Here is a 20,981-nt window from a genome sequence, read left to right as displayed (position 1 = left end):
CGGGCAGGGTGGGTCAACCTTCGCGCACAACAGGTACATGAATTATACCGGCAATTTAGCACGATTGCCGGTGCTTAACAGCATCCGCCGAAGAAAATTTTGCAGATGCAAACCAGTTCTTTTGACAGTGTCTAATGACGCAGATAGTGTTCAATCTGACGGTGAACCTCTGAGGTGGCAGAAATGCCATTTCGCACCGTGACGGGAGAGTCCGGATATCACGCGATTTGCATGATGTGCGGCGCCGAAGGAGCAATTGCCTCATAACACTCTCAGGCAGATGGACCGTCACGGATAGAGGCTCTGGAGAGAGAAACCAAAAAGCGACTGGGAGAAAGCGCTGGTCAGGTTTCCACCGAAGGATGAACGCCATTGGTCGATCTTGATCGGTCAGGGCGGATAATCTCAGGTCAAGGGACAGAGGGGGCAAATACACCGGTTCTTAAACAGCGCGACAATAAGCGCGTTATTGAGCCGTGAAGGAGGCCCTTGATGACCAACCCCGCAACCGATCCGTCTTCGGGATCGCAAGACAATTCCCAGCATGACGTCAACCTGTCGGTTGTCGACCTCTACACGATTGGTATTGGTCCATCGAGTTCACATACGGTTGGCCCGATGCGGGCAGGATATCGTTTCTGTCTCGAGCTTGAGGCGCGCAATCTTTTGCAAAATACCGGTAGTGTTGTGGTCGATCTGTATGGCTCGCTTGCCCTGACCGGCAAGGGCCATGCCACGGATACCGCCGTGATCATGGGGCTTAATGGCAAGCGCCCGCGCAATATTGATCCCGATGACATTGCGCCAACGGTGGCCGCGATTGATGACACCAATCTTTTGCAGCTTTATGGCCAATATCCGGTGGCCTTTAACCGCGATACCAATCTGGTGTTTCATTTCACCGAAACCCTGCCGCAGCATCCCAATGGCATGCGTATCACGGCCTTTGACCGCGATGGCGTGAAAATCCACACCCAGGAATATTTCTCGGTGGGTGGGGGCTTTATCGTTTCAAGCGATGATCACGGTGCGGAATATTCCGGCGATAACATCACCCTGCCATTCCCGTTTTCCTCAGCCGATGAACTGATGGAAATCTGCAAGCGCGAAGGGCGCTCGATTGCGGAAATCATGATGGAGAACGAGCAAAGCTGGCGCAGCCCGGAAGAAACCATCGCCTTTGTCGATCGCGTCCATGACGCGATGATGAACTGCATTGATCGGGGCGTTCGTAGCGATGGCATTTTGCCAGGTGGTCTTAATGTCAAACGCAGGGCATCAAACCTTTACAAGGAACTGACCGAAAAGCCCGAAGCGGGCTTGCGTGATCCGTTGACCGTGATTGACTGGGTCAATCTGTATGCCCTTGCCGTGAACGAGGAAAACGCTGCTGGCGGGCGGGTTGTGACCGCGCCGACAAACGGGGCGGCAGGTGTTATCCCGGCGGTCCTGCGCTATTACGAAAAGTTCGGCGCCAATGCCAATCAGCACAATATCCGAGAATTCCTGCTGACAGCGGCGGCAATCGGATCGATCTATAAAAAACGTGCGTCGATCTCGGCGGCCGAGGTCGGCTGTCAGGGCGAGGTCGGGGTTGCCTGTTCGATGGCGGCTGGCGCGCTATGTGCGGTTCTGGGCGGAACACCTGAACAGGTCGAAAATGCCGCCGAGATCGGCATGGAACATAACCTTGGTCTGACATGCGATCCGATTGGTGGTCTGGTGCAGGTGCCTTGCATCGAACGCAACACCATGGGGGCGGTCAAGGCGATCAATGCTGCACGTCTGGCATTGCGTGGTGACGGGCAACATACCGTGTCGCTGGACAAGGTGATCGAGACCATGCGTCAGACGGGACTCGATATGCAAACCAAGTACAAAGAAACCAGCCAGGGCGGTCTTGCGGTCAATGTCAACGTGGTCGAGTGCTAATTCCAATTCTTAAGAATAGGGCGGAAACCCGGGGTTTTTGGCATGTTTCATGTAAATGAACCGGTTTGTTGTACTTGTTTCTTGCGACTTGCGGTTGGTGTTTTGCTATGATTTGCCGATTAAAAATAGGGGCAAAGACCCCAATATCGGTTGGACATAGACATGAGCAAAAAACTGTTCCGCATTTATATCGCGGTCAGTCTGGATGGCTTCATTGCGCGCGCCAATGGTGCGGTGGACTGGTTGGGTGACTACGACCCGGCCGAGTTCGGCTTTGACGATTTTCTGGACTCCGTAGGCACCCTGATCATCGGGCGAAATACCTTTGACCAGGTGATGGAATTTGGCGACTGGCCCTATGAGGCCCGGCGCACAATCGTTCTGACATCGCGCGACCTGCCCCATGACCGGCCTGCCAATACCGAGGCCTATGGTGGCAGCATCATTGAACTGGTTGATCAATTGCGTGACCGCCGGGCCGGGGATGGTGACATCTGGGTTGTTGGCGGGGGCAGTGTGGTGACACAGTTCCTGTTTGGCGGGTTTGCTGATCAACTGGATATCTTTACGATCCCGGAAGTGCTGGGGGACGGGATATCGCTGTTCGGGCGTGATGCCGGGGGGCTCAAGCCCCGCCTGTTGGCGTCCGAGCGATACAATTCAGGCGTCGTACGCAGTCAATACGGTCTGGCGTAATCCAAAAAAGAGAAAGACCGCATCGAATGAACGCGATGCGGTCTTTGCTTTTCTCTACCGTCTTTGACGCCTTGTGGCTGTTTAAATCTCTTCAAGTGCCTCAAGCGATTCCGGCAGGATCTGGCCGCCATCAACCACGATTTGCTGACCGGTGATGTAGGCTGCTTCGTCGGATGCAAAGAAGAGCGCGGCATTGGCGATATCCTCGACACTGCCAAGGCGTTTGAGCGGGATCGAGTTGGCCATCGAGCTCAGATATTCCTCACCAAGATCAGCCAGACCCTCTGTCATGATATTGCCGGGCATGACGGCATTGATCGTGGTGTTATAGCGCGACAATTCCATGGCGGCGGTCTTGATAAAGCCAAGTTGCCCCGCCTTTGACGCGCCATAATGCGACCAACCGGGATAGCCGGTGACAGGTCCGGTGATCGAGGATGTGATCACCACGCGACCCTTGCCGGATTTTTCGAAATAGGGGATGCAGGCTTTCACGCACAAGAAGCTGCTTTTTAGGTTGGTCGACATCACCTGATCCCAGTCGCCCGCCGTCATATCGACCATCTTGACCTGCGGAAAGATGCCAGCATTGGCGCACAGGATATCAACGCCGCCAAAGGTTTTGGCCGTGTATTCGGCAAGCGCACTTACCTGATCGAAATCCGAGACGTCACACAGGAACTTGTCGGCAGTCCCCCCGGCGGCCTTGATTTCATCAACCGTTGCCGCCGCGTCCTTTTCGGTGCGGGCAGCAATCATGACTTTGGCCCCCTTACTGGCAAATACCAGGGCAATGCCCTTGCCAATGCCCTTTGAGCCGCCGGTCACGATGACACTTTTTCCGGAAATCGAAGTCAGCATGGTTGATCCTTTCGTGAAGTCACTGGGCAATGCGCCTGCCTTGGGGGCGTTTTGGCGGATTGCCGGTCCCTGATTGTGCGCTGCGTTATCTTTTCTTGATGATTGGTCGAAATATTCCGTGATGCAACAAAAAATGTTGCAAGTTACACATTTTGTGCCGCATTATTCACAAAATAGCTTGGGAACGGCGCGCAACGTGGGGCTGAGCGGTCATGAGCAAGCGACAGGAGGCATCGGTTGGGCGGTATTTACGATGACAACATGATTGATGTCCTGAAACAGGGCGCGATATCGGTTCTGCCCGGTTGGGGTATGGGGCCGGATGCCAATGTTGCGCTTCTGACCGTTTCGGAAAATGCGACCTTTCTGGCGATCGACCCGAATAGTGGGGCAAAACTGATCTTGCGCGTTCATCGACCGGGTTATCATACGCGGGCTGAAATCGAGTCTGAACTTGCCTGGATCAATGCCCTTCGGGCCAGCGACATCGTTGATACACCCAAGCCACGACTGCGCAGTGATGGATCATTGGTCGCCGAATTTGATCATGACGGGGTCAGTCGCCATGTCGTCGCCTTTGATTTCATGAGTGGTACTGAACCCTCTGCCGACGAGGCATTGGTGGATGGGTTTTTCAAACTGGGTGCGATCAGTGCGCGACTGCATGGTCACGCGCGGCAATGGACGCGTTCGGTTAATTTTGTGCGCAAAAGCTGGACCTTTGACACAACGCTTGGGGCCAATCCGCATTGGGGGGACTGGCGCGATGCACCGGGCCTTTATGCGGATGGTCTGGCATTGCTTGAACGTCTTTGTATTCATCTTGATCAGAAATTGTCGGCTTTCGGGATGGACAATGATCGCTATGGCCTGATCCATGCCGATCTGCGTTTGGCCAACCTTTTGGTCGATGGGGATCGGCTGGGGGTGATTGATTTCGATGACTGTGGTTTTGGCTGGTTTGGTTACGACTTTGCCGCTGCCATCAGCTTTATCGAGCTTGATCCGATTGTCCCGGCACTCAAGGAAGCATGGGTTGAAGGATACCGCACTGTCGCGCCGTTCTCGGATGATGACGAAGCAATGCTTGATAGCTTTGTGATGTTGCGGCGTTTGTTACTGACGGCATGGATCGCAAGCCATCCGGAAACACCGACCGCGCAGGAAATGGGCACAGGCTTTACGGCCGGAACCCTTCAAATGGCAAAGGACTACCTGAGCGCCGAGAGTGCACAATGAAATCTGCGCGCCCCATTCTTGATATGAATGCCTATAACGGTAAAACGTCAGTCGGTCAGTCCGGCACCAGTGATGACCTGTTGTCGCGACGCACCCGGAACTTCGGGGCGGCATCGGTTCTGTTTTACCGCGATCCGATTGAAATGGTGTCGGGGTCTGGCTGCTGGATGACTTCGGCTGATGGCACCAGCTATCTTGATTTCTATAACAATGTACCGTCGGTCGGGCATTGCCATCCGCGTGTGGTGGCTGCGATGGCTGATCAGGCGGCAAAGCTTAATATCAACAGTCGCTATCTGCATCAGACGACCGAGGAATATCTTGATCGTCTCAAGGCGACTTTCCCTGATTATCTTGAAAACATCGTTCTGACCTGCAGCGGAAGTGAGGCCAATGACCTTGCGTTGCGCATTGCCGGGCGGGCGACCGGGGCGCGCGGAATCATCGTTACCGAGGCTGCCTACCACGGCAATACAACAGCCGTGACCGAGATTTCGCCATCGGCACTCAAACGCGGCAATCTGCCCGATCATGTCATCGCTGTCCCGGCCCCCGGCAAGCTTGCCTATGGTGATGATATTGCTGCCGGCTTTGCTGATGAGGTGAACAAGGCCGTCCTGGTTTTGCGGGATCGCGGATACGGTGTTGCCGCCCTGATCGCCGACAGCATTTTTTCCAGTGATGGTGTGTTTTCCAATCCGCGCGGTTTCTTGCGTTTGGCGATAGCCGTTGTTCATCGCGCCGGTGGGATATTTATTGCTGACGAGGTGCAGCCGGGCTTTGCCAGAACCGGCGATGCTTTCTGGGGTTTTGCCCGCCACGATGTCGAACCCGATATCGTCAGCATGGGCAAACCGATGGGCAATGGCTTTCCGATGGCAGGCATTGCTGTGCGCCCGGAATTGCTCAGCGCATTTTGCGACGATGTCGGATATTTCAACACATTTGCCGCAAGCCCGGTGGCATCGGCGACGGGACTTGCCGTTTTGAATGTCATCCGCGATGAAAACCTTCAGGCCAATGCCGCCCTGTGCGGCAAGTCATTGCGTGAAGGATTGCTGCATCTGGCCGACATCGATGGACGCATCACGGACGTTCGCGGCGCGGGGTTGTTCATCGGTGTTGATCTGGCACCTGATGGTGATCCGGCAAACCCCAGCGGGCAACTGGTCAGTGACGTTATCAACGCCATGCGCGAACATCGCGTTTTGATCGGGGCAGCCGGGAAATATGGGCAGACGTTGAAAATTCGCCCGCCGCTGTGTCTGAAATCGTCCGAGGTTGATTTCTTTATCGAGGCCCTGGCGAAGTCCCTGCGTGCCTGCCGCTAGGAAGCACGTTGTTAGCTGCGTGTCGCAGCCTTGATCGTGCAGCCACTTGCACGAATAGCTTCATCAAGCATGCCCATCGGGCTTTCATCGCTGACCAGAACATCGACAGACGTCCAATCGCAATAGCGCGCCGGGAAGGCCTGATTGAACTTGGTGTGATCGGCAACGATCATGCTGCGCGTCGCGCGTTCCATCATGACGGAATAGACATCAGCCGCCTCGATCAATGCATCGCTAGCCCCATCTTCATCAAGGCCGCTGGCCCCGAGAATGGCCCATTCCACCCGATAGTTCTCCAAGAACCGCACGGTCTGTGCGCCATGCATGGCACCTTCCTGTGCGTGATAAAGGCCCGGTGCCATGATCACCCGGATCGTCGGATTGATGGCAAGAACCGTTGCGACACCAAAGGAATGGGTGATCACTGTCAGATCGTTCATGGTCACCGCCAGTCGTTTGGCGACATGAACCGTGGTTGCACCCGAACCGATCATGATATGGCGTGTACCGGCCAGAACCGGAACCGTTTGCTTGGCGATGCTTTCACGCTCAGCAATGTGAAGCTGATGACGTTCATTAAGCCCCGGCTCGCTGGCCTGACGGCGGACCGCCCCGCCATAGGTGCGGTTGATCAACCCTTGCGACGTCAGTTCGTCAAAGTCGCGTCGAATGGTTTCATTCGAGACATTCAGCCGTTCTGCCAGATCCGCGATCCGAAGCGACGGTTCGTGGTCGAGTTCACGCAGAATGCGTTGTTGTCGAAGGGATTTCTTGTTCGCTGCCATGACGCGATGATAGTGCCCGCACCCGCATCGCGCCAGCCGTTTTAAGCAGTCATTTAGTCTGTCGAAATCCCGAATTTGCGACAATGGGCATGATAGCTGCTGGCGAGTTCGTCCGCCCCAATCAGGTTTCCAGCCTCGTCCTTGTAGGTAAGGTGATGCTCGATGGCCTCACCCTGCCAAAGCTTCTCGATCTCGGCACGTTTCGGCGTCTTGCGGAAATCGGCAATGAAGGTGTTGATGGCACAAAGCAGCTGATAGGAGGCCGGTTCGGCTGCAACCGCCGCGACATAGAAAAACGGGTGCGGCAGGATCGGTTTGGGCAAGACTTCCATACGGCCATGCCACGGGCTTTGCGAGTTTCTAGACGCCCAGTAAAATACCGGATGATCACCGGCAAAGGCATCAATTGCACCATCGGCGACCGCATCATGCACCCGTGAAATATCACCATAGGCAATCATATTGGAAAGCTTGGCAATGCCGCCGGGCTTGTTTTCATTATCGGCCCAGCGCAGACCGACATCTTCGAGTACAGCAAGGGCGGCCGGGTCATTGACCGTCCCCAGAACCTTGCCCTCAAGATCGCCAATGGTGTTGATCGATGTGTTATCCGGACGGCGGATCAGCGAGAAGTTCAGATAGGTGTAAGTATCTGAGAACGCGACACCCTTGTAAAAATCACTGGGCGGCAGTGCGCACCAGACAACATCGGCGGGCGGCTGTCCGGCATTTTTGCCGACAAACAGAAGTTCGGTCAAAAGATCCCATGGATGTTCAATAAACTCGCATTCAACACCGATGGATTTGGCGAAGGCCTCGGCATAGTCGATATCAATACCCTTGAGCGGCCCGCCTTTTTGCGGCCGGAAGGATGCACCGACCAGTGCCGGGTCAATGGCGATGCGGATTTTACCGCGCGCCTTGATGTCGGCCAGCCGGTCATATGCCGGGTCTTCCGGGATATGGTTGGTTGCCAGAAATTGCGACAGTTTGGTTGCGACATTTGTCGCATCGGTGGTGCAGTCAGAAAGTTTGCCGATTTCGCCAGATGCCCAACTGACCTTGCTACGCGTGCGGGCCGATGAATCCTTGCTGGCATCCAGCAATTCGAAAACGACCTGATTGTGGCCGCTGATATGTTCAAGGCGTCCGGACATCTGGGCAAAGCGGTCCTTGAGACCACCAAGCGCCTCTTCGATTTCGCCACCCAGGCTATCAAGGTCATTGCCGATATTGCCCATGCTTTCGCGCAAAGACTTGGTGACATCCGAAAGATCAATCAGGTCGACGGCCTCGTTGGTGCGTTGCATGGTGCTTTGCGCCAGATTACCGACTTCCTTGGCAACCACGGCAAAGCCGCGCCCATGATCACCCGCACGGGCGGCCTCGATTGTTGCATTAAGGGCAAGAAGCTTGATGCCCTTGCCGATATCTTCAATCGCACTCAGAACCTTTGCCGCACCTTCGGCCTTGGTTTCCAGATCCTGACTGATCTTTTCAAGATCGCCACGAATGGCATCGGTTTTTGATGAAACCGTTACACGCGTGCTTTCCTGCACATCGTTGGCGGTGGCTGTGCTTTCTTCGATTTCGCGACGCGTTTCTTCAAGGCCAGTGCGCAGATTGTTCGATCGCACATCGATTTCGCGCATCAAGCTGTCTTGGGTTTCACCAGCCGTATTGGCGAATTCCAGCAGGTTTTCGATGTAATCAAGCGCTGTGGAAATGCCGCGCATCAGCGCGTCGAGCTGATCGACCTGTCGGTCATCGGCATCAGGCAGCGCTGGTGGCGTGTCCGATGATTGTTGCGGATTGTCCTGATCGACCAAATCCGCACGCGGAGCCATGATGGTTTCTTCCATTTTTCAAAGCCTCACCACTGCCACTGAATTTTGTGAATTTTTATTTCTTATAAGGAAACTCTATCGCTCGGTGGAAAATGTTGCAAGGCAGCATACTGTGAAAGTTGATAACAGGTCTTGTGATGCGCTGAAGTTGCAACGCTTTTCAAACGCCGCTGTGCGAAACGCGCTCGTAAAGCGGCATTCAATATTGCAATGCAATGTCTAGCTGTCTGCGAAACCGAACTTGCGGCAGTGGGCGTGATACAGGGTGGCGAGTTCTTCGGCCCCGATCAGGTTCCCGGCTTCGTCCTTGTAGGTCAGGTGATGCTGCAATGCCTGACCCTGCCAAAGCTTTTCGATCTCGGCACGTTCGGACGTGTTGCGGAATTCAGCAATGAATTCGTTGATCGCACAAAGCAGTTTCCACGATGCCGGTTCGGCCGCGACCGCAGCGGTATAATAATATGGCAATGGCAGAAGATTGCCCGGCAGAACTTCGATACGGCCATGCCACGGGCTTTCGGGGTTGTTGGCTGCCCAGTGGAAGATCGGCTGATCGACCGCAAAGGCATCAACCGCCCCGTCGGCCAGCGCATCATGCAGGCGGGTTTGGTCGCTATAGGCGATCAGATTGGAAAGCTTCGCAATGCCGCCGGGCTTGTTTTCATTGTCCGCCCAGCGCAATCCCTGTTCTTCAAGAACCTGAAATGCCACCGGGTCATTGATGATGCCCAGTACCTTGCCATTCAAATCCGAAAGGCGATTGATCTCGGTATTTCCAGCCCGACGACACAGCGCGAAATTCAGATAGGTGTATGTGTCGGAATAGGCGACACCTTTGTAGAAGTCGCTGGGGGGAAGCGCACTCCAGACCACATCAGCGGTGGGTGCCCCGGGTTTTGCCCCGACGAACAACAGTTCGGTCAGCAAATCCCACGGGTGTTCGACAAACTCGCACTCAACACCCAGCCATTTGGCCAGCGCCCTTGCATAATCAGCATCAAGGCCACGCAGCGGATCGTTGGGTTTGAGGCGGAATGACAACCCGACAAAGGCCGGTTCAATCGCGATGCGGATTTTGCCGCGCGCCTTGATGTCGGCCAGGCGGTCATAGGTCGGATCATCGTGCAAGTGATGCGTATTAAGGAACCGGCTGAGGTTGGTCTGCGCGGTGGTTGCATCCGCAAGACTTGCGCCAAGTGTCTTGGTGTCTTCGTGCGCCCATGTCACTTTGCCGCGCGTTCGGGCAGAAGCATCCTTGCTTCCGGCCAGCAGCTCAAACACCACCTGATTATGTTCGGAAATATCGGCCAAACGCCCGGACATATTGGCAAAGCGTTCCTGAAGGGTTGTGAGCGACCCTTCGATTTCATTGCCGAGGCTATCAAGGTCGCTACCAATATTGGACATGCTTTCGCGCAGTGCCTTGGTCACATCGGAAAGGTCAATCAGATCGACGGCCTCATGGGTACGTTGCATGGTGCTTTGGGCCAGATTGCCAACTTCCTTGGCAACCACGGCAAACCCCCGGCCATGGTCACCGGCACGTGCAGCCTCAATTGAGGCATTCAGGGCCAAAAGCTTGATTCCTTTGCCGATATCTTCAATCGCGCTCAGGACCTTGTTGGCCCCTTCGGCCTTTGTTTCAAGTTCGGCGCTGATACGTTCAAGATCGGTGCGGATGGCTTCGGTCTTTTCGGCGACAGTGGCGCGGGTAGAAGCCTGAACATCCTGGGCGACACTGGTGCTGTTTTCGATCTCGCGGCCGGTATCATCAAGGCCTGCGCGCAGATTGTTTGATCGCACGTCAATTTCGCGCATCAGGCTGTCCTGGGTTTCGCCCGCAGTATTGGCAAATTCCAGAAGATGCTGGATGTAATCCAGTGCGGTGGAAATCCCGCGCATCAGGTCTTCGATACTTGCACTGGTTTGGGCGACTTGGCCTGCAGTTTCGCCATTCTGCGCGGTCAAAACGGTTTGTTCCATGTTCAAAGCCTTACCATTGCCCAAGAGTCTTTTTGATTTAGGGAATATTTTTTTCTTCTCGGGAATGTTAGCCGGGGGAGGGCTATGTTGCAAGGCAGCATGCGCCAGAAATGAGAAAAGTTCTTTGTTTTCTCTAGTCTTGATTGAGCATGGGTATAGGTCCCCTTCCACCACAGGTGGGGTTTCTACTACCTTTATGCTGCGATGCAGATTAAGCGACGGCGCCGCTATTCGCGGTGATAGGGATGGTTGGTCTGAATGGCGTGGGCGCGAAACAGTTGTTCGGCAATCAAGGCACGCACCAGCATATGCGGCCAGGTAGCCTTGCCCAGCGACCAAAGCGTGTTGGCGCGTGATTTCAGCGCTGCACCATGCCCGTCCGCCCCGCCAATGGCAAAGGCGATATTGCCGGCATATTGATCCATCCAGCCTTCAAGCTTTTGCGAAAACTCGATCGAGCCATATTCCTTGCCGCGCTCATCCAGCGCGATCAGAAAGGCATTCTCCGGAATGACGCCAAGCAGGAGGTCTGCCTCGCGGTCTTTGAGCTGATTGGGGGGAAGCTTCTTTTTTTCTTCGACTTCGCGCAGCACGAATGGCCAGCGCAGTCGGGCAGCGTAATGGTCAAACAGATCTTTCTCGGGACCGGATTTCATCCGGCCCACCGCAGCAAGGGTGATTTGCATGTTTTCGATCCAGACCGTTACGCAGATATCTGTTTGATGCCTGTCCCGATGACTGCGGGCAAGCGCCAAACAGCGCGGGCTGTTAGTACAGCCGCGCTGCCTGCTGTTTCAGGGCCGGGTTTTCAACGCCCCACATCTCTTCGATGTTGTAGAAGGCCCGAACTTCCGGACGGAACAGATGCACGATGACATCGCCCGTATCCACCAGAACCCAGTCTCCCTGTTCCTTGCCTTCGGCCAATGCACGGCCCTGGCCAGCTTCCTTGATGGCTTCGACAATGTGCTCAGCCATGGCTGCCACCCGACGCGAGGACGAGCCGGTTGCAATAACCATGTGATCAGCAAGGGAGGTTTTATCGGTCAGATCAATGGTGACAAGGTCTTCGGCCTTGTCATCTTCAAGCGTACTCTTGATCAGCGAAAGCATTTCGCCAGGTTTAAGAGTCTGTTTTGCGGTACCTATGGTCGCCACCTTAATGTTTCGCGCGATGGTCGGGAAGGCCCGACAAAGACATCGCTGCGATGCTTACACCTGCCATCTGCCTTCGGCGCGAATTGCGGTCGAAGAGGCCGGATGGCGCTTGATTGGCAGGTATACCCAGGCCGGAACATCTAGATCGGCCAGCAAACCCGCCCTGTCCATGGGAATACGCCAGCGTTCCATACGGCGCGCGGCGGTTCCGGACAATGCCTTGATAGAATACCCCTCACGGTCAAGAACCGCAATGGGAGCACGTAAAATCAACCTTTCCCACCATTTCCATTTATGGAACTGGGCCAGGTTGTCTGCTCCCATCAGCCAAACGAACTTTGTTCTGGTAAAACGGCGTTGCAAGGCTGCAAGAGTATCGGCCGTATAGCGGGTTCCAAGCTCCGTTTCAATTGCAGAAACAACAATGCGGGGATGCTTTGCCATCATCAGTGCCGAATCAAACCGGTCGGCCATATCCGCCATGCCCGCAGATGACTTCAAAGGGTTTTGCGGCGAAACCAGCCACCAGACCGCATCAAGCTGCAAGCGTTTCAAGGCTTCGAGCGAGATGTGAAGATGGCCTTCATGGGCGGGGTTGAACGACCCGCCCAACAGGCCGACCCGGGGTGGGGCCGCATGTGATCTGGGGGCGGCCGACGTCATGGACGGGTCTGACCCTGGCCACGGACGATATACTTGTAACTGGTCAGCTGTTCGACTCCGACCGGGCCACGTGCATGCAGCTTGCCGGTAGAAATACCGATTTCGGCACCCATGCCAAATTCACCACCATCGGCAAACTGGGTTGATGCATTGACGATCACGATCCCGGAATCCACCCCGTTCAGGAAAGTGGCCGTCGCGGTGGCGTTTTCGGCAACGATTGCATCGGTGTGGTGCGAGCCAAACGTGTTGATGTGATCAACCGCTTCTTCGACGCCCGAGACAACCTTGATCGAAACAATCGCATCAAGATATTCGGTGACCCAGTCGTCGGCTGTGGCCGGTTTGATGCGGCCATCAATCGCCTGTGCGGTTTCATCACCGCGAAGCTCACAGCCCTTGGCAACCAGTGCTTCGGCGATGCGCGGCAAAAGGCGCCCTGCGACCGAACTGTCGATCAGAACGGTTTCCGTCGCACCACAAATACCGACGCGGCGCATCTTCGCATTGACGACAATATCGACGGCCTTTTGCGGATCGGCGCTGGCGTGGACATAGGTGTGGCACAGCCCTTCAAGATGCTTGAACAGCGGAATTCGGCTTTCATCCGTGATGCGCGAAATCAGCGACTTGCCACCGCGCGGAACGATGACGTCGATATAGTCCGACAGTTTCAGCATTTCGCCAACAGCGGCACGGTCGGTGACCGGGATCATCTGAATGGCGTTTTCGGGCAGGCCGGCTTCACGGATGCCCGCCACCATGCAGTCAAAGATCGCACGCGATGAATGGAAGCTTTCCGAACCACCGCGCAGGATGGCGGCATTGCCCGATTTGATGCACATGGCACCGGCATCGGCCGTGACGTTCGGGCGGCTTTCATAAATGATGCCGATCACGCCAAGCGGAACGGATACGCGGGCAATATCAAGGCCGTTATGCTCCGGGCTCCAACGGGCCAGTTCACGACCGACAGGGTCGGGCAGTTCGCCAACCGCTTCGATACCCTTGGCAATGCCTTCGATACGATCAGCATCAAGTGCCAAACGGTCCAGCAAGGCCGCTGTCAGGCCTTTGGCACGGCCGGCTTCCATATCCTTGGCGTTGGCGGCAAGGATGGCATCGGAGTTTTCGCGCAGCTTGGCTGCGGCGGCCTTAAGCGCGGCTTCTTTTGGTTCGGCCGGGACCTGTGCGAGTTCGAGTGCCGCCTTGCGGGCCTTGATTCCCATATCGCGCACCAATGCAGCGATATCCTGGCTTTCGATACTGGCAAGCGCCGTCATGGTCCTGGTTCCGTTCCTAAAGGTAAAGGCAGGGCTGGTAATTAGCTACCAGACGCCTTGTTTTTGAGATTTTATCAACAAATTGACAAAATAGCCGTCAAACCGGCTATCTGCAATGACCTTCATGGATAAACGGCGCTGGATGCTTGCCAAATTAGTTTGATCGGTCCATCTGTTGATCACAGAATGAAAAGACATGCCGTGCACGTACCGCAATGCTGCCCGGTTTCTGATTGGGGATAAGATTTTGAAAAATATGGGTTCCGATCAACCGACTGCGCGTGCAGAGTTCGGCGTCGTCAAGACGTTCCTGCCCTATTTGTGGCCGCGCGGCGAAGTTGAATTGAAGGTACGTGTTGTTCTGGCCTTGCTGTTTCTGGTCGGGGCGAAGGTTGCTAATGTCTATATCCCGGTACTGTACAAATATGCAGTCGATGCGCTTGGCGGTGTGGACAAGGCCGGTGATACAGCCGCAAACGCGGCCCAGTCGGGGTCGACCGATACCACAGCCCTGATCGTCGTGCCGGTGGCGCTGATTGTGGGTTATGGCCTTGTGCGGATCTTGGTTTCGGCCTTTGGCGAGATGCGCGATGCGGTCTTTGCCAAGGTGGCACAACGTGCTATTCGTCGATCCGCCCTAAGCGTCTTTGAACACCTGCACGGACTGTCACTGCGCTTCCATCTGGACCGGCAGATGGGCGGGCTTTCGCGCGCCATTGAACGCGGGGTGAAGGGCATAGAGTTTCTTTTGTCCTTCATGCTTTTCAACATCCTGCCGACCTTGCTTGAAATCGTCATGGTTTCGGTGATCTTGTGGGCGCTTTATGACGTCTGGTTTGCGGTGATCACTTTCACCACCATCGTGATCTATATCGTCTTCACGTTGGTGGTGACCGAATGGCGCATGAAGTTCCGTCGCGAAATGAACAAGCGCGATGACGAGGCCAACACCAAGGCCATCGACAGTCTGATCAACTACGAAACTGTCAAATACTTCAATAATGAAGCCCATGAATCGACCCGCTATGACAAGGCTTTGCGGGGGTACGAGGTTGCTGCCGTTCAGTCACAGGTTTCGCTTTCCAAGCTTAATGTCGGGCAGGGGGCGATCATTGCGCTTGGTTTGGTTCTGAATATGTTGCTGGCGGCCCAAGGGGTGAAAGACGGCAACATGACGGTTGGTGACTTCGTTCTGGTCAATACCTATCTGCTGCAGCTTTATATGCCGCTTAATTTCCTTGGTTTCGTCTATCGCCAGATCAAACAGTCGCTGACCGATATGGAGCGGATGTTCTCGCTTCTGGATGTTGAAAAGGAAGTCGAAGACAAGGTCGATGCCAAGGGACTTGCCTGTGATGCGGCAACTGTCCGGTTTGAAGATGTGCATTTCTCCTACAACCCGGATCGCAAGATCCTGAAGGGTGTCAGTTTCGAGGTGCCAGCGGGCAAAACCGTTGCCGTTGTCGGGCCAAGTGGTGCTGGTAAATCGACCCTGACCCGTCTGATGTTCCGGTTTTACGATGTGTCAGGCGGCAAGATCACGATTGATGATCAGGACATTCGCGAGGTGACGCAAAACTCGCTAAGACGTGAAATCGGGATCGTTCCGCAGGATACTGTTCTGTTTAACGATACCATTGCCTATAACATCTCATACGGTCGGCCGGGTGCCGAACAGGGCGAAATCGAAAATGTTGCCAAGCTTGCCAGCATTGACGGATTCATCGCCGGTTTGCCCGAAGGCTTCAAAACCATGGTTGGTGAACGCGGCTTGAAACTGTCGGGCGGGGAAAAGCAACGCGTTTCGATTGCACGCATGTTGCTCAAACGCCCGAAAATCATGATCTTTGATGAAGCCACATCAGCACTTGATACCCGCACTGAAAAGGATATTCAGCAGGCCCTACGTGATGTTTCGCGTGGTCACACCACACTTATCATTGCCCACCGTTTGTCGACCGTGATTGATGCTGATGAAATCATCGTGCTGCGCGATGGACAGGTGGCCGAACGCGGACGGCATCAGGAATTGCTCGATCGTGATGGTCTTTATGCCGAGATGTGGGCACAGCAACAGGAAATCCGCGAGGCCGAGGAAATTCTGGCCCATGCGGGTGAAATCCCGACCTGATTGCCTCGCGCGGCAAATTTGCACTGGAACCTTGCGACGTCATCGCCAAATAATGGGGATGACGTCGCAACTGGTTTTGGGGGAAGTCCGGTGCCGAAATTGACACGAAGTGATCTACATGCTCTCAGGGGAGCGTCATCAGACCATCGGCATACCCAACATCATGATCATCATCACGGGCGAATGGATGAAGGTCGTTATGCTGGTGATACGCGCGAAGAAGTTGATCGCATGCGTCGTAATATTCTGGTGGGAATGGGGATGTTGCCGCTTGCTGGCATGGTCCTCAATCCGACGCGGCAGGCATGGGCACTTTCAAACGAAGTCAGCATGCGCGAAGACGGGCGGTATCGCTATATCCGCTCCAACGCGATTCCCGATCACGCGACCGGAAGTTTCCCCAATCGCAAGAACCCCAATTCCATCAAGGCGCAATCGCTTGAATTTCGCCTACCCCTGCATCCAGCGCGTGCAGGGCGGTTTTCTTCCATTGATCACATGTCATTTGGCGTCGCGGTAAATGGCGTACCCTTTGATCCCTTCACCGCCGAATACTGGCAACGGGATCGTCAGTCCGGTTGGCGCTATGAGGCGATCTCACCAACGGTGGATCTGGGGCTTGATCAGAACAATGCCCATGTTCAACCTGACGGGACCTATCATTATCATGGCCTGCCCAAGGGACTGATCAAGAGCTGGTCGCCGGATCAACATTCCATTCGCATCGGCTTTGCTGCCGACGGTTTTCCGATCTATGCGATGTTTGGGTATTCTGATCCGGGTAATTCCAATTCATCGGTGGTGGCTGTGCGCAGTTCGTGGCGGGTGAAATCCGGGACGCGCCCGAACGGACCAGGCGGTAAATATGATGGCACCTATGGCGAGGATTTTGAATTCGTCCCCGGGTTGGGGGATTTGGACGAAGCCAATGGCCGTGAAGCCGTAACTCCGGAATATCCCAACGGCACCTATGCCTATTTCGTGACGGAGAGCTTTCCGTTCATTCCGCGCATGCTGGCAGGGATGCCTGATCGCAGTTTTGCCAAAGGACCAGGCGGTATGGGGCCCGGCGGCGGGCCAGGGCAAGGGCCGGATGGCGGCCCTGGTGCCGGACCGGATCAGGGAAGACGTCCACCGCCACCGGGTGGCGGTTTCCCTGGGCAACGCCCGAAATTTGGTCAACCGCCGCGTTGATAGCGGCTGCTCAGGGGAGTGGCCCGAACACGGCAGTTGTATCAAGCAACCAAAGTGCGGTGCTGATGGTGATAAAGGACAGCGATGTCGCTGCCATCAGGGATGCCGAACCCATGCCCTCGTGTCCGTACCGCTGTCCGTAGATGGGATAGACGCTGAACATTGGTGCACAGGCAAAGCTGACCGCCGCGATCTTCATCAATGGGTCCAGATCGGGGACAAGACCAAGCAGCACGAAGATGATCAACGGGTGAAGTAAAAGTTTGCCAAACACGATGCGCGCCATGTCAAACCGCAGACCATGCAGCTTGAGGCCGACCAACCCGCCACCGATGACAAACAGGGCCACCGGACCAGATGCTGAGGCCAGCATATCAATAACCGAAAAGATCGGACCGGGTAATGTGATCCCGGATATCGAAATGCTCAGTCCGATCACGATTGCGCCTATGATCGGGTTTCGAGCCAGTCGGGCAAAAGTCTTGCGCAGGATTTGCCAGCGGTTGGCACCCTCGGCCTGCGCACTGTCCCCCAAAATCAGCGCCAGCGGCGTGATCACAAGGTTTTCAATCATGAAACACAGCGCCAGCGCAATGCCCGCCGTCGGGCCAAGCAGTTGCAGGACAATCGGATAGCCAATAAAGCCGCTGTTGGAAACTGACATGCCCATGCCCTGCAGGGCGGCATTCTGCTGGCTTTTCTTGGCGATCAACCGGGCAAAGAAATAACCCAATGCGAAGACAATCAACGACCCGCTGCCATAGGCCAACAGATAGTTTGTGTTGAAGACTTTATTGATGTCGTGGGCGATGACGGTGCGCATCAGAAGGCACGGAAGGGCAAAATTGATGACAAATGCCCCCATGCCGCGCGCGACGGTTTGCGGCACGATGTTGCGATAGACCGCGATATAGCCAATGGCGATGATCAGGAATATCGGGGATGTGACGGCAAGAATATCAAGCATCTGTGCCAGAGGCTTTCATTGTGGTAAGGCCATCATCAGCTAGCCCCCAATTGCCTTAAGGTCAAGAAACAGAATGCCTTCCAACATGAACCAAACGGTAATGGATTGGTCAGAAGGACTGGATGGCAAAAGCTTTTCGGGGATAAACCGGCTTGTGAATGTATCCAAACGGGGTGCTTTGGCCGCTGATATTTTGCGGCGTCACCGGATACTTGATTGTTTGGCGGCTTATGATCCCGAAGTTGTCAGAACCTTGCCTTTGGCGATTGATACGCCAAAATCTGATATTGATATCCTGTGCAATGCGCCTGATTTGGCAGCATTTTCCAAACTTTCAGACCGGGTTTTTGGCCATTTTGACGGCTATAGTCTTCATCAGCGGCCTGCGACCAAACATGTCCCGGCAGCAATGGTCGTGCGATTTGAGTGTGACGGGCTGCCGATTGAAATCTTTGCGACCGATTGTCCGACACGAATACAGTTCGGTTTTGTCCATATGCTGGTCGAAGCACGCATTCTGTCTGTGATGGGGGATGAGTTTGCGAGTCAGATACGGGAGTTGAAGCAAGCAGGTATCAAGACGGAACCGGCTTTTGCCAGGCTTCTGGGATTGTCCGGAGATCCCTATATCGCATTGGCAGAATTTGTAGGCCTTTCGCCGTCGCAGCTAAGCAAGCGGCTTGGCGTCTGAGGAAATTAGTTTCCCTCGACCACTGGGTCACCAATGGCAAGTGTTCCACCCTTGATCACGCGGCAGGTAACACCACCTCGCCAGTCTGGCCTCAGGGCTTCTTGCAGGCCCATGGCAACCGCATCCATACGATTGCACGGGTCTGTTTCACCGGTAATCTCAAACATTACATTGCCGATTGAAAGCTTGCTGCCCTTGGTTCTGGGCAGTGCGATACCACGCACATAAAGGTTGGCGCGCCGTTCAGTCCACGGGATGTCAGTTCGGCTAATCTCGTTACAGGCTGCCTGCCAGTCTTCCTCAGCCAGAATAGTTACCTGCCGACGGCGCAGTTTGCCGCGGAAATCCCCATCGATGCCAAGTTCGGTTGTGACGTCAACTTGGTCTAGGCTTTCCATCGGGGCACGGGGGCGAGCCTTGCGCGCGATGCCAATCAGCTCAGCTTTAATAACCATTCACGTCTTCCACTGACCGGAAATGACCCAGCGACCGGCGAAGTTTTCCGGTACCAGAATGGTCTGGCGCGGCGTGCCGCTTTCATCCAGATCAGGATAATCGGTGGTGTAATGCAAACCTCTGCTTTCGCGCCGCCAAAGGGCCGATTGAATGATCAGCTTGGCAACGACCGACAGGTTACGCAGTTCCAGAAGGTCATTGGTAACGCGGAAATTGCCGTAATACTCATCGATTTCCGACAGCAGCAAATCCACACGGTGCTGGGCGCGTTGCATGCGCTTGGTGGTGCGCACAATGCCGACAAAGTCCCACATCACGTTGCGCAGCTGTTCCCAGTTATGGGCAACAATGACTTCTTCGTCTGAATCCGTGATACCTGTTTCATCCCAATCCGGGATCGGTTTGAAAAGGTCATCGACGGGCAGCGCTTCGATAATGTCCTTTGCGGCGGCATCACCAAACACAAGGCATTCCAGAAGCGAGTTTGACGCCAGTCGGTTGGCTCCGTGCAAACCGGTACCGGCACATTCGCCAATGGCGTAAAGCCCGGTCAGATCGGTCCGCCCGCGCAAATCGGTCAGGACCCCGCCGCAGGTATAGTGCGCGGCCGGAACAACCGGGATCGGTTGTTTGGTCATGTCGATGCCATAACTCAGGCAATTCTCATAGATCGTCGGGAAGTGTTCCTTGATGAAATCGGCCCCCTTATGGGTGATATCAAGGTAGACACAATCCGCACCCAGACGTTTGAGTTCATGGTCAATGGCGCGTGCGACAATGTCACGCGGGGCCAATTCACCACGTTCATCAAACCGATCCATGAAACGCGACCCATCAGGCAGCAACAGTTTGCCGCCTTCACCGCGCACGGCTTCGGATATCAGGAAGGATTTGGCTTGCGGATGATACAGGCAGGTCGGGTGGAACTGGCTGAATTCCATGTTCATCACGCGGCAACCTGCACGCCATGCCATGGCAATACCATCACCGGTCGACCCATCCGGGTTGGAGGTAAACCGGTAAACCTTGCTGGCACCACCGGTGGCAAGGATCACCGTGCGCGCATTGAATGATTTGACCTGTCCGGTATCAAGATCAAGCGCGTAGGCCCCGATGCAGCGACGGCCTTCACCACCGAATTTGCGATCTGTCACCAGATCAATCGCCAGATAGTTCTCAAAAACATCAATGTTCGGATGATTGACAGCCTGCCCCTGCAGGGTGGTCTGAACCGCGCGACCGGTTGCATCGGCGGCATGGACAATGCGCCGATGGCTATGGCCGCCTTCACGGGTCAGGTGGAACGGCTGATTGTTGTCACCATTAGGATCGCGCGTCAGCTGAATGCCCAATTCATCAAGCCAGGCAATCGCCTTTGGCGCGTTGGTGGCGACGAATTCGACAGTTTCGCGTTTGCAAAGGTCGGCCCCTGCAACCAGCGTATCGCGGACATGGTTTTCGATACTGTCTGCGGCATCAAGCACGGCAGCAATGCCGCCTTGTGCCCAGTTGGTCGAGCCATCATCAATCTTTCCCTTGGAAAGAACGGCGACCTTTACATGCGGGGCGAGTTTAAGTGCGGTTGACAAACCGGCAGCACCACTGCCGATGATAAGCACATCATACTGGAAAGAATTATCGGACATTTTTCCCATCACTTTCGGGCGGTGCCAGATGGCGGAAATTGTCGCGGTGGCGTCAACATCGGGCTCCGAACAGAGCCGCAGAATAGGGCTGCTTTTGTCCAATCTCAAACATAATTGT

The 20,981-nt window shown here is 55.0% G+C and carries 18 protein-coding genes and 2 riboswitches; of the genes, 7 read left to right on the top strand and 11 right to left on the bottom strand.

What is annotated here, in order from left to right; translation table 11 throughout:
- Positions 1-192: 192 nt before the first annotated feature.
- Positions 193-298, top strand: a riboswitch (glycine riboswitch).
- A 3-nt stretch (positions 299-301) separates the two neighbouring features.
- Positions 302-423: riboswitch (glycine riboswitch) on the top strand.
- Positions 424-492: 69 nt separating this feature from the next.
- Both HED22_RS13080 and HED22_RS13075 read left to right on the top strand, forming a co-directional pair.
- Complete coding sequence (locus HED22_RS13080) at positions 493-1,932, top strand: L-serine ammonia-lyase (protein WP_167722883.1); 1,440 nt, start codon at positions 493-495, stop codon at positions 1,930-1,932.
- Positions 1,933-2,094: 162 nt separating this feature from the next.
- On the top strand, positions 2,095-2,628 hold the full coding sequence (locus HED22_RS13075) for a dihydrofolate reductase family protein (RefSeq protein ID WP_167722880.1): 534 nt from the start codon (positions 2,095-2,097) through the stop codon (positions 2,626-2,628).
- Between the two features lie 81 nt (positions 2,629-2,709).
- Here HED22_RS13075 and fabG read toward each other — a convergent pair whose 3' ends face one another.
- Positions 2,710-3,489: a 3-oxoacyl-ACP reductase FabG gene (gene fabG, locus HED22_RS13070; RefSeq protein ID WP_167722878.1), complete on the bottom strand. Its 780-nt coding sequence runs from the start codon at positions 3,487-3,489 to the stop codon at positions 2,710-2,712.
- Between the two features lie 237 nt (positions 3,490-3,726).
- On the opposite strand from fabG, the gene HED22_RS13065 reads away from it, so the two are divergent.
- Complete coding sequence (locus tag HED22_RS13065) at positions 3,727-4,728, top strand: phosphotransferase enzyme family protein (RefSeq protein ID WP_167722876.1); 1,002 nt, start codon at positions 3,727-3,729, stop codon at positions 4,726-4,728.
- On the top strand, positions 4,725-6,059 hold the full coding sequence (locus HED22_RS13060; RefSeq protein WP_167722874.1) for an aspartate aminotransferase family protein: 1,335 nt from the start codon (positions 4,725-4,727) through the stop codon (positions 6,057-6,059). The genes HED22_RS13065 and HED22_RS13060 overlap by 4 nt, the downstream gene beginning before the upstream one ends.
- 11 nt (positions 6,060-6,070) lie before the next feature.
- Here HED22_RS13060 and HED22_RS13055 read toward each other — a convergent pair whose 3' ends face one another.
- From HED22_RS13055 to HED22_RS13025, 7 genes are all read right to left on the bottom strand, one after another.
- Positions 6,071-6,844: a DeoR/GlpR family DNA-binding transcription regulator gene (locus tag HED22_RS13055; RefSeq protein ID WP_167722872.1), complete on the bottom strand. Its 774-nt coding sequence runs from the start codon at positions 6,842-6,844 to the stop codon at positions 6,071-6,073.
- 53 nt (positions 6,845-6,897) lie between these two features.
- A complete protein-coding gene (locus HED22_RS13050; protein WP_167722870.1) occupies positions 6,898-8,706 on the bottom strand; it encodes a methyl-accepting chemotaxis protein in 1,809 nt (602 codons plus the stop codon).
- Positions 8,707-8,910: 204 nt separating this feature from the next.
- Positions 8,911-10,674: a methyl-accepting chemotaxis protein gene (locus HED22_RS19745; RefSeq protein ID WP_167722867.1), complete on the bottom strand. Its 1,764-nt coding sequence runs from the start codon at positions 10,672-10,674 to the stop codon at positions 8,911-8,913.
- A 227-nt stretch (positions 10,675-10,901) separates the two neighbouring features.
- Positions 10,902-11,360, bottom strand: a complete 459-nt coding sequence (gene rlmH / locus HED22_RS13040) for a 23S rRNA (pseudouridine(1915)-N(3))-methyltransferase RlmH (protein ID WP_167722865.1) — start codon at positions 11,358-11,360, stop codon at positions 10,902-10,904.
- Between the two features lie 82 nt (positions 11,361-11,442).
- Positions 11,443-11,832: a ribosome silencing factor gene (gene rsfS / locus HED22_RS13035; protein WP_368484502.1), complete on the bottom strand. Its 390-nt coding sequence runs from the start codon at positions 11,830-11,832 to the stop codon at positions 11,443-11,445.
- 54 nt (positions 11,833-11,886) lie between these two features.
- Positions 11,887-12,495: a nicotinate-nucleotide adenylyltransferase gene (locus HED22_RS13030; protein ID WP_167722863.1), complete on the bottom strand. Its 609-nt coding sequence runs from the start codon at positions 12,493-12,495 to the stop codon at positions 11,887-11,889.
- Positions 12,492-13,778: a glutamate-5-semialdehyde dehydrogenase gene (locus tag HED22_RS13025; RefSeq protein WP_167722861.1), complete on the bottom strand. Its 1,287-nt coding sequence runs from the start codon at positions 13,776-13,778 to the stop codon at positions 12,492-12,494. Before HED22_RS13025 ends, HED22_RS13030 begins: the two co-directional genes overlap by 4 nt.
- A 256-nt stretch (positions 13,779-14,034) precedes the next feature.
- On the opposite strand from HED22_RS13025, the gene HED22_RS13020 reads away from it, so the two are divergent.
- Together HED22_RS13020 and HED22_RS13015 are read left to right on the top strand one after the other, a co-directional pair.
- Positions 14,035-15,909, top strand: a complete 1,875-nt coding sequence (locus HED22_RS13020; RefSeq protein WP_167722859.1) for an ABC transporter ATP-binding protein/permease — start codon at positions 14,035-14,037, stop codon at positions 15,907-15,909.
- 183 nt (positions 15,910-16,092) lie between these two features.
- Positions 16,093-17,103, top strand: coding sequence for a YHYH protein (locus tag HED22_RS13015; RefSeq protein WP_167722857.1), 1,011 nt, complete (start codon positions 16,093-16,095; stop codon positions 17,101-17,103).
- A gap of 10 nt (positions 17,104-17,113) precedes the next feature.
- Here HED22_RS13015 and HED22_RS13010 read toward each other — a convergent pair whose 3' ends face one another.
- Positions 17,114-18,070, bottom strand: a complete 957-nt coding sequence (locus HED22_RS13010) for an AEC family transporter (RefSeq protein ID WP_167722855.1) — start codon at positions 18,068-18,070, stop codon at positions 17,114-17,116.
- A gap of 85 nt (positions 18,071-18,155) precedes the next feature.
- Between HED22_RS13010 and HED22_RS13005 the strand changes: the two genes are divergently transcribed.
- A complete protein-coding gene (locus tag HED22_RS13005) occupies positions 18,156-18,761 on the top strand; it encodes a DUF4269 domain-containing protein (RefSeq protein ID WP_167722853.1) in 606 nt (201 codons plus the stop codon).
- A gap of 5 nt (positions 18,762-18,766) precedes the next feature.
- On the opposite strand, the gene HED22_RS13000 is transcribed toward HED22_RS13005, so the two are convergent.
- Together HED22_RS13000 and nadB are read right to left on the bottom strand one after the other, a co-directional pair.
- On the bottom strand, positions 18,767-19,216 hold the full coding sequence (locus HED22_RS13000; RefSeq protein WP_167722851.1) for an MOSC domain-containing protein: 450 nt from the start codon (positions 19,214-19,216) through the stop codon (positions 18,767-18,769).
- A complete protein-coding gene (gene nadB / locus HED22_RS12995; RefSeq protein WP_167722849.1) occupies positions 19,217-20,863 on the bottom strand; it encodes an L-aspartate oxidase in 1,647 nt (548 codons plus the stop codon).
- Positions 20,864-20,981 lie beyond the last annotated feature (118 nt).

Source organism: Thalassospira sp. HF15 (assembly GCF_011806525.1).
Taxonomy (GTDB): Bacteria; Pseudomonadota; Alphaproteobacteria; order Rhodospirillales; family Thalassospiraceae; genus Thalassospira.
The sequence above is the reverse complement of the archived record's forward strand: the minus strand, read 5'-3'. Positions and strand labels throughout refer to the sequence as shown.

Excerpts from the sequence above, each read along its gene's own strand:
- HED22_RS13010 (WP_167722855.1), bottom strand. The coding sequence starts at position 18,070 with ATGCTTGATATTCTTGCCGTCACATCCCCGATATTCCTGATCATCGCC.
- HED22_RS13075 (WP_167722880.1), top strand. The coding sequence starts at position 2,095 with ATGAGCAAAAAACTGTTCCGCATTTATATCGCGGTCAGTCTGGATGGC.
- HED22_RS13080 (WP_167722883.1), top strand. The coding sequence starts at position 493 with ATGACCAACCCCGCAACCGATCCGTCTTCGGGATCGCAAGACAATTCC.
- HED22_RS13015 (WP_167722857.1), top strand. The coding sequence starts at position 16,093 with ATGGATGAAGGTCGTTATGCTGGTGATACGCGCGAAGAAGTTGATCGC.
- HED22_RS19745 (WP_167722867.1), bottom strand. The coding sequence starts at position 10,674 with ATGGAACAAACCGTTTTGACCGCGCAGAATGGCGAAACTGCAGGCCAA.
- rlmH (WP_167722865.1), bottom strand. The coding sequence starts at position 11,360 with ATGCAAATCACCCTTGCTGCGGTGGGCCGGATGAAATCCGGTCCCGAG.
- HED22_RS13030 (WP_167722863.1), bottom strand. The coding sequence starts at position 12,495 with ATGACGTCGGCCGCCCCCAGATCACATGCGGCCCCACCCCGGGTCGGC.
- HED22_RS13025 (WP_167722861.1), bottom strand. The coding sequence starts at position 13,778 with ATGACGGCGCTTGCCAGTATCGAAAGCCAGGATATCGCTGCATTGGTG.
- nadB (WP_167722849.1), bottom strand. The coding sequence starts at position 20,863 with ATGTCCGATAATTCTTTCCAGTATGATGTGCTTATCATCGGCAGTGGT.
- HED22_RS13020 (WP_167722859.1), top strand. The coding sequence starts at position 14,035 with ATGGGTTCCGATCAACCGACTGCGCGTGCAGAGTTCGGCGTCGTCAAG.
- HED22_RS13055 (WP_167722872.1), bottom strand. The coding sequence starts at position 6,844 with ATGGCAGCGAACAAGAAATCCCTTCGACAACAACGCATTCTGCGTGAA.
- HED22_RS13000 (WP_167722851.1), bottom strand. The coding sequence starts at position 19,216 with ATGGTTATTAAAGCTGAGCTGATTGGCATCGCGCGCAAGGCTCGCCCC.
- HED22_RS13050 (WP_167722870.1), bottom strand. The coding sequence starts at position 8,706 with ATGGAAGAAACCATCATGGCTCCGCGTGCGGATTTGGTCGATCAGGAC.
- HED22_RS13005 (WP_167722853.1), top strand. The coding sequence starts at position 18,156 with ATGAACCAAACGGTAATGGATTGGTCAGAAGGACTGGATGGCAAAAGC.
- HED22_RS13060 (WP_167722874.1), top strand. The coding sequence starts at position 4,725 with ATGAAATCTGCGCGCCCCATTCTTGATATGAATGCCTATAACGGTAAA.
- fabG (WP_167722878.1), bottom strand. The coding sequence starts at position 3,489 with ATGCTGACTTCGATTTCCGGAAAAAGTGTCATCGTGACCGGCGGCTCA.